Raw genomic sequence first — 6,854 nt, 5'->3', positions numbered from 1 at the left:
AATCAGTCCCTCTGTTGCAGCCGTAGGGAATCACGGCAAAAACCCAAAAGCCAGAGGGCTTTTTCAGCAGCCTGCTAAAGCCATTTCATCGTCAGATAGAAACATGTCTGATGGCTCTAGTCCACTGTGAAGACGCCGTCCCATGCCCGCTCCAGCGTCTCGAGCGACGCCACCTTCGAGATTCCATTGAATTCGCAATAGGACCCGATGAAATCCAGAAGGTACTTCGGATGGTAGCAGGACCCGGGTGATTCGGCACCGTATTTGCGGTCGTAGAACTGCTCCAGGTCGCCGGCGATGAATTCCACCGACACGCCCCGCGCATAGGCCGCGAAGATCTGCATGTATTCGGCCCGCGACGGATTGCTGACGAAGATCTTGTATTTCAGCCGCCGAAGCCCGGCCTCGTCGGACAGGTCTTTCGGCGCGATGTTGGTGGAGAAGACGACGAGCTCGTCGAAGGGGACCTTGAACTTCTTGCCGGTGTGCAGCGTCAGAAAGTCGTATCCGCGCTCGAGCGGCACGATCCAGCGGTTGATGAGCGCCTGCGGCAGCACCTGCTGCCGCCCGAAATCGTCGATGATGAAGACGCCGCCGGAGGCCTTGAGATGCAGCGGCGCCTCATAAACGCTCGAGCCGTCGGTGAAGGCGAGATCGAGGAGGTCGAGCGTCAGTTCGCCGCCGGTCTTGATGACCGGCCGCAGGCACTCGACCCAGCGCTGGTCGGATTTCGGATAGGGAGTCGCCGCAGCCGGCTGGTGGACGGCTTCGTCATAGAAGCTGATGACATAGCCGCCCACCTCGACGGCATAGGGCACCCAGATCGTCTGTTGAAAGAGCCGCGACGTCCGCTCGGCGATGCTGGTCTTGCCGTTGCCGGGCGGTCCGTAGAGCAGGATCGACTGCCCCGAATTCATCGCGGGCCCGAGCTTCTCGACCAATGACGGCGCCAGCACGAGCCCCTTCAGGCTCTCGATCAGCCGGTCATGGGTCACCCGCTCGTGATGGATGGACTGCTGCCCGAGCTGACGGCAGAAGGCCTCCAGCGAGACGGGCGCCGGACCGACATAGGACGACTGACGGACGGCGGCATGCGCGTATTCGCGGCCTTTCGTCGACAGCGCGTAGCGGATGTCCGACCGGACATCGTCTCCGGCAAGCCCGCGCGCCTCGAGATAGGCGAGCTTCACCATTTCCTTGATCAGGAGATTGATCACCGATTTCGGCAGCTTCATCCGCTCCGCCAGATGCGATGGCGTCACCGTGTCCTGCTCGGTCGCGCATTTTGCCGCCAGCCGCAGGAGGAACGACAGCTCCAGTCCCGTCTCCTCGACGCTCATCGGCGCCAGCGGCATCCGCGCGTCGAGCGCCGGGGCGAAATCTTCACGAACAGGATCGAGCGAATGCATGGCGGACCTCGCTGGCGTTAGAGCATTTTGCAGCGGATAGAGCGGTGGCGCGAACGCATGGGAGCGCATTCCGCTCTAGCCGCCGGGCGTCAGGCCGACGAGCAGGCTGACGACGCGGATGACGATGGGCACGAGCACGATGACGAGGCTCACCGGGAACAGGAAGGCGCCGAGCGGCAGCAGCATCTTGATCGGCAGCGCATTGGCCTTCTCTTCCGCCCGCACGACCCTCAGATCGCGCATCTCCTTGCTGTAGACCCTGAGCGTCTGGGTCACGCTCGTGCCGAGCTCCTCCGATTGGCGGAAGAGGACCGAAAGCGCGCGCGCCTCGTCGATCCGGAGCCTTGCGGCGAGATTGGCGAGCGCCTCGCGCAGCCGCCGGCCGCCGCGCACCTCGAGCATCATGATCGACAGATGCAGGCCGAAGTCCTGCCGCTTGCTGACGAACTCCCGCGCGACCCGGTTCGCCGCCGCCTCGATGCTCATGCCCGCATCGAGGCAGACGATCAGCATGTCCATGAAGTCGGGAAAGAGGCGGCGATACTCCCGTTCCTTGGCGTCGCCGCGCCGGTCGATATAGATGTTGACCAGGATGAAGGTGACGCCGGCGGCAAACAGGGCGATGATCAGGGTCGCGAGCCGCGACATTTCGGGGACGAAGCGGTTGAAGGCCCAGACGGTCAGGACCGCGACGCCGATGCAGAGGATCGCCCTGATCGTCTGGAACGCCGGCACGGCGCCGGCACTGAAATATCCGGCACGGATCAGCCGGTTCTGGGTGGAATTGGCGTTGTTGTCGCGCCGGGTGATCTCGAAATAGCGGCGGATCAGCCGGTTCTCCACCTCGCCGAGATCGGCGATCGCGCCGTCGCCCGCGTGAAATTCGTCGCCGCCCGCCCTTGTCCTTGTCTCCGACAGCCGGACGCCCACCTCACGCCGGCGGAAGATGACTTCCGAGGCTGCGGCGGAAAAGATCAGGACCGAGAAGAAGACGATGAGATAGATGCCGTACTCGTTCCACATGGCGGCCTCAATACTCGAAGTGAACCATCTTGTAGAGAATGACGTTGCCGATCGCCATGACGACCAGCAGCGCGGTGACGATGATCGTACCGTAGCCGCTGTCCCAGACCGGATCGAAATAGGTCGGCGCCAGCGCCCTGATCATGCCGTAGAGGAGGAAGGGATAGATCGACATGAAGATGGCGGTGATCCGCCCCTCCGCCGAGATCGACTTGACCTTGGCCTTCAGCATGAAACGGTCCCGCAGCGTCTTCGACAGGTTCTGCAGGATTTCTACGAGGTTGCCGCCGGTTCCGGCCTGCACGCTGAGCGAGATGGCGAGCAGGTTCAGGTCTTCGACGCCGACCCGGTCGTTGAGGTTCATGAGCGCATCCTCGAGCGTCACGCCATAGGTCAGCTCGTCGGAAAGCAGCCCGAACTCGGTGCCGATCGGATCGGGCATTTCGCGCGCCACCAGCGCGATCGCCGCCGGCAGCGGATGCCCCGCGGCCAGGCTGCGGTTGGCGACGTCGAGCGCCTCGGGGAGCTTCTCGGCGAACTTGCGCATGCGCGTGGCCCGCGCCCGCCAGACGACGAGCGCCGGAATGAGCAGGCAGGCGGCGAGGAAGAGCGGAATGCGGATCAGGTTGGTCGGCACGAAAAACTGGACCCCGAGCCAGACGCAGACGGCGCCGGCGACGCCGTAGAGCGCGAAGCGCTTCGCGTCGAACGTGACGCCGGACTGCACGTAGAACTGCCTGAGCCGCCGCATCAGCGGCACGGAACGCCACTCCCCGTCGACGCCGCGCTGCTTGAGCATCTCGCGATAGGTCTCCCGGTGGTTCTCGCTTTGCGCAAGCAGGCCCAGCCGGTGGTTGATCGCCTTGTGACGTTCGGAGGTTTGGAAATAGCTGCGCAGCACCGCCTCGGCGGCGACCAGCACGGCAACGAAAACGGCGGCATAGAGAAGGATCAGCGTCATGACCTGCCACCTCCCGTCTGCAAGGGCCTGCCGGGTTCGAAGATCGACGTCGGGATGATGATCCCGACCTCGGCGAATTCCTCGACGAAGCGCGGCCTGAGGCCCGTCGCGCGGAATTCCCCGTGGATGCGGCCGTTCTCGTCCGTGCCGATCTTCTTGAAGCGCATGATCTCCTGCATCTGCACGACCTCGCCCTCCATGCCGGTGATCTCGGAGACCGAGACGACCTTGCGGCTGCCGTCGCTGAGCCGCTGCACCTGGACGATGAGCGTGATCGCCGAGGCGATCTGCGCGCGGACGCTGAGCTGCGACATCGGCATGCCCGCCATGCCGACCATCTGCTCGAGACGGCCGACCGCATCGCGCGGCGTATTGGCATGGATGGTGGTCATCGAGCCTTCGTGACCGGTATTCATCGCCTGCAGCATGTCGAAGGCTTCTTCGCCGCGCACTTCGCCGACGATGATGCGGTCGGGACGCATGCGCAGCGCGTTCTTCAACAGTTCGCGCTGGCGGACCTCGTTGCGGCCGTCGAGCGTCGGCGGCCGCGTTTCCATCCGCCCGACATGCGGCTGCTGCAGTTGCAGTTCGGCCGCGTCTTCGATGGTGATCAACCGTTCCTTCGGCGAAATCTGCGAGGAAAGCGCATTGAGCAGCGTCGTCTTGCCCGAGCCCGTGCCGCCCGAGATGATCATCGACACCTTGCCCTTGACCGCCGCGCTCAGGAGAATGCGCATCTCGTCCGCCATGGCGGCGTATTCGACGAGGCGCTCGAGCGTCAGCGGCTTGCGGGTGAACTTGCGGATCGAGACGAGCGGCCCGTCGACCGAGATCGGCCGGATCGCGACGTTGACGCGCGACCCGTCCTTGAGCCGCGCATCGACCATGGGCGTCGCCTCGTCGACGCGACGGCCGACGGCCGAGACGATCTTGTTGATCACCCGGAGCAGGTGGTCCTCGTCCTTGAAGCGGACCGCCGTGCTCTCGAGCTGCCCGCGCCGCTCCACATAGACGCTCTTGTAACCGTTGATGAGGATATCGGCGACGCTTTCATCCGCGAGCAGCGGCTCGATCGGCCCGAGGCCGAGCATCTCGTCGGTGATGTCGCGGACCAGATCGTTGATTTCGCGGGCATTGAGCGGCGAGTTGTTGCGACGGATATAATCCTTGACCAGCGGTCTGATCTCGGCGGCGATCTCCTCGTTGTCGAGAGTGTCGAGGATGCCGAGATTGATATGGTCGAGCAGGTGGCGATGCAGGTTGACGCGCTCGGACACCATGTCGATGCCGAGCGGCGATTCCTCCGCCGCCGGGGCGGGTGCGGCCGGCGCCTCGAGAACCGGCGTCGCGACGGCCAGACCGTTGGGAATGAGATCGGCGACCTGGTGCCGTGCCGCGCTTTCCGGCGGCTGTTTGTAGAAGCGTCCTATGAATCCGTTCGCCATCAGCCTTACTCCTTACAATTACTTCCTTGCGACGGGTCTCTACCCCCTCTGGCCTGCCGGCCATCTCCCCCACAAGGGGGGAGAAACAAGCGGCTCGCTGCTCGCCCTGACGGGCCGCTTCCGCAACCGGAACGCTCCGGTCGAGGCGCAGACGGCGCCGCATCTGTTCTCCCCCCTTGTGGGGGAGATGGCCGGCAGGCCAGAGGGGGTGGACATAGGCACTCGGCCTCAACCCCAACTGCAACATTTACTTCACGACGACGGTGGCTCCGATCTTCACGCGGTTGTAGAGATCGATGACATCGGCATTGCTCATCCGGAAACAGCCGGAGGAGGCGAATTCGCCGACCGTCGACTGTTCGTTGGTACCGTGGATGCGATAGAGCGTGTCGGCGCCGCCCCGGTACAGGTAGATCCCGCGCGCGCCCATCGGATTGAAGGGACCGGCCGGCACGAGCTCCGGAAGCTCGGGCGCCCGCGCCTTCATCTCGGCGGGCGGCCGCCAATCGGGCCATTCCGCCTTGCGGCCGACCTTCACCACGCCGCTCCAGCGAAAACCGTCGCGGCCGACGCCGATCCGGTAGCGCAGGGCGCGGTTGCCGGGCAGGACGAGATCGAGCGTCCGCCTGGAGCTCAGGATGACGACCGTTCCCGGCGGATAGCTCTGCTCCGAGGGCACGATCGTCGCCGTGGTCGGGCCGAGGCTGCGCGGCACCTGTTCGCTTGCCGCCGCCTGGTCCGCGCAAGCGCCGAAGACGAGCGCGAGCATCAGGGAAAACACCCCGGCCCGGACCCGCCGGGCTCCGCCCTTCCCGCGCCCGGCCTGCCGGCCGCCGCTCTCCGGTTCCCGTGTCTTCATCGAACGAGCGCTCCGATTTTTCCGACCGCCTTGCAGAAGGGGGAGCGCGCATTGACCTCGAACGGCAACACGCCGCGGTTGACGGCCTCGCTCAGCGTGTCCCAGTCGTAGCCGACGATATGCGCCTTGGCTTCCTTGAAGATGCTGTCCGCCTGCTGCCGCTTCACCCCGAGGCTGAAGAGCTTGCGGCGATATTTGTTGATGACGATGAAGATCGACTCCGGACTGCCACGCAGCCGCACCAGGTTGAGGAACAGGTCCCTCGCCTGGTGCAGCGCCGGTATCGTCATCTCGGTGACGATGGTGACGCTGTTGACAGACGTCAACACGTCGTCCTTCCACGGCGTATGGTAGTGGGGCATGTCGATGATCGTCTGATCGCTTTCAAAGGCTGCGACATCCAGCATGCGCAGCACCAGTTCGGCACCCCTTGGCGACAGGAGCACCGAAGGCTGCCGGAACGACAGGAGGGAGAAGCCGCCCGCATGGCGCTTGCGCACGAGGTCGATGAATTCGAGGTCGACGCGCGACGGATTGGCGACGACCGGCATCAGGTCGTAGTCGTTGACGAGGTTGAGGTAATAGCCGAGCGTCCCGGAGGAGAAGTCTAGGTCGAAGAGATCGACCCGCGGCGCGGAATTCTTGGTCGGCTGCGCGAGCAGATGCGCAAGCGACGAGGCGATGACGCTGGCACCCGCGCCGCCGACGGCCGAGACGACCGCGTGCACGCGGCTGTCGCTTGCGCCTGCGGTCGGCGCATGCGTCGAGATCATGTCGATCAGCGCCCGGCGATCGAGCGGCTTCTTCAGCCAGTCGTTGCCGTTCAGGCGAAAGAGCAGCCGCAGCCGGTCGTCCGGCAGTTCTTCCGAAACCACGATCAGCGGGATGTTGCGGTGATCGGTGCGGAAGGAAAAGAGCTCCGGCCGGCTGAGCAGCTCGCCATTGTCGACATCGAGCACGATCAGCCCGAACTCGGCCGGGTCGAGCCGTCCCTTCTCGCCAAGCGCCTTCAGCGCCATGTGGCGCACGTCGTAGCACGAGAGCGACCCGAAGGTATCGAGCATGAAGCTCGCCGCCGCCGCGTCGTCGGAGAGAACCAGGATCTTTGTCGATGCCACGAAGTTCATATGCGCTGTCATTTCGCTTCCCCACGCAAT

Annotated in this window: 6 protein-coding genes; all 6 read right to left on the bottom strand. The window is 64.5% G+C overall.

Annotation, left to right across the window (positions count from 1 at the left end):
* Window positions 1–116: 116 nt before the first annotated feature.
* Window positions 117–1,409 (bottom strand): ATP-binding protein, encoded by a 1,293-nt coding sequence (locus tag ATB98_RS23340; RefSeq protein WP_066878005.1) that lies wholly within the window; start codon window positions 1,407–1,409, stop codon window positions 117–119.
* Window positions 1,410–1,484: 75 nt separating this feature from the next.
* Window positions 1,485–2,432, bottom strand: a complete 948-nt coding sequence (locus ATB98_RS23335; RefSeq protein WP_066878003.1) for a type II secretion system F family protein — start codon at window positions 2,430–2,432, stop codon at window positions 1,485–1,487.
* Window positions 2,433–2,439: 7 nt separating this feature from the next.
* A complete protein-coding gene (locus ATB98_RS23330) occupies window positions 2,440–3,393 on the bottom strand; it encodes a type II secretion system F family protein (RefSeq protein WP_066878001.1) in 954 nt (317 codons plus the stop codon).
* A complete protein-coding gene (locus ATB98_RS23325; protein WP_066877999.1) occupies window positions 3,390–4,838 on the bottom strand; it encodes a CpaF family protein in 1,449 nt (482 codons plus the stop codon). Before ATB98_RS23325 ends, ATB98_RS23330 begins: the two co-directional genes overlap by 4 nt.
* A 247-nt stretch (window positions 4,839–5,085) precedes the next feature.
* Window positions 5,086–5,607 (bottom strand): L,D-transpeptidase, encoded by a 522-nt coding sequence (locus tag ATB98_RS23320; protein WP_066878009.1) that lies wholly within the window; start codon window positions 5,605–5,607, stop codon window positions 5,086–5,088.
* Window positions 5,608–5,693: 86 nt separating this feature from the next.
* Window positions 5,694–6,836, bottom strand: coding sequence for a MinD/ParA family protein (locus ATB98_RS23315; protein WP_066877996.1), 1,143 nt, complete (start codon window positions 6,834–6,836; stop codon window positions 5,694–5,696).
* Between the last annotated feature and the right edge of the window lie 18 nt (window positions 6,837–6,854).

Source organism: Sinorhizobium saheli (genome assembly GCF_001651875.1).
Classification (GTDB): domain Bacteria; phylum Pseudomonadota; class Alphaproteobacteria; order Rhizobiales; family Rhizobiaceae; genus Sinorhizobium; species Sinorhizobium saheli.
The sequence above is the reverse complement of the archived record's forward strand: the minus strand, read 5'-3'. Positions and strand labels throughout refer to the sequence as shown.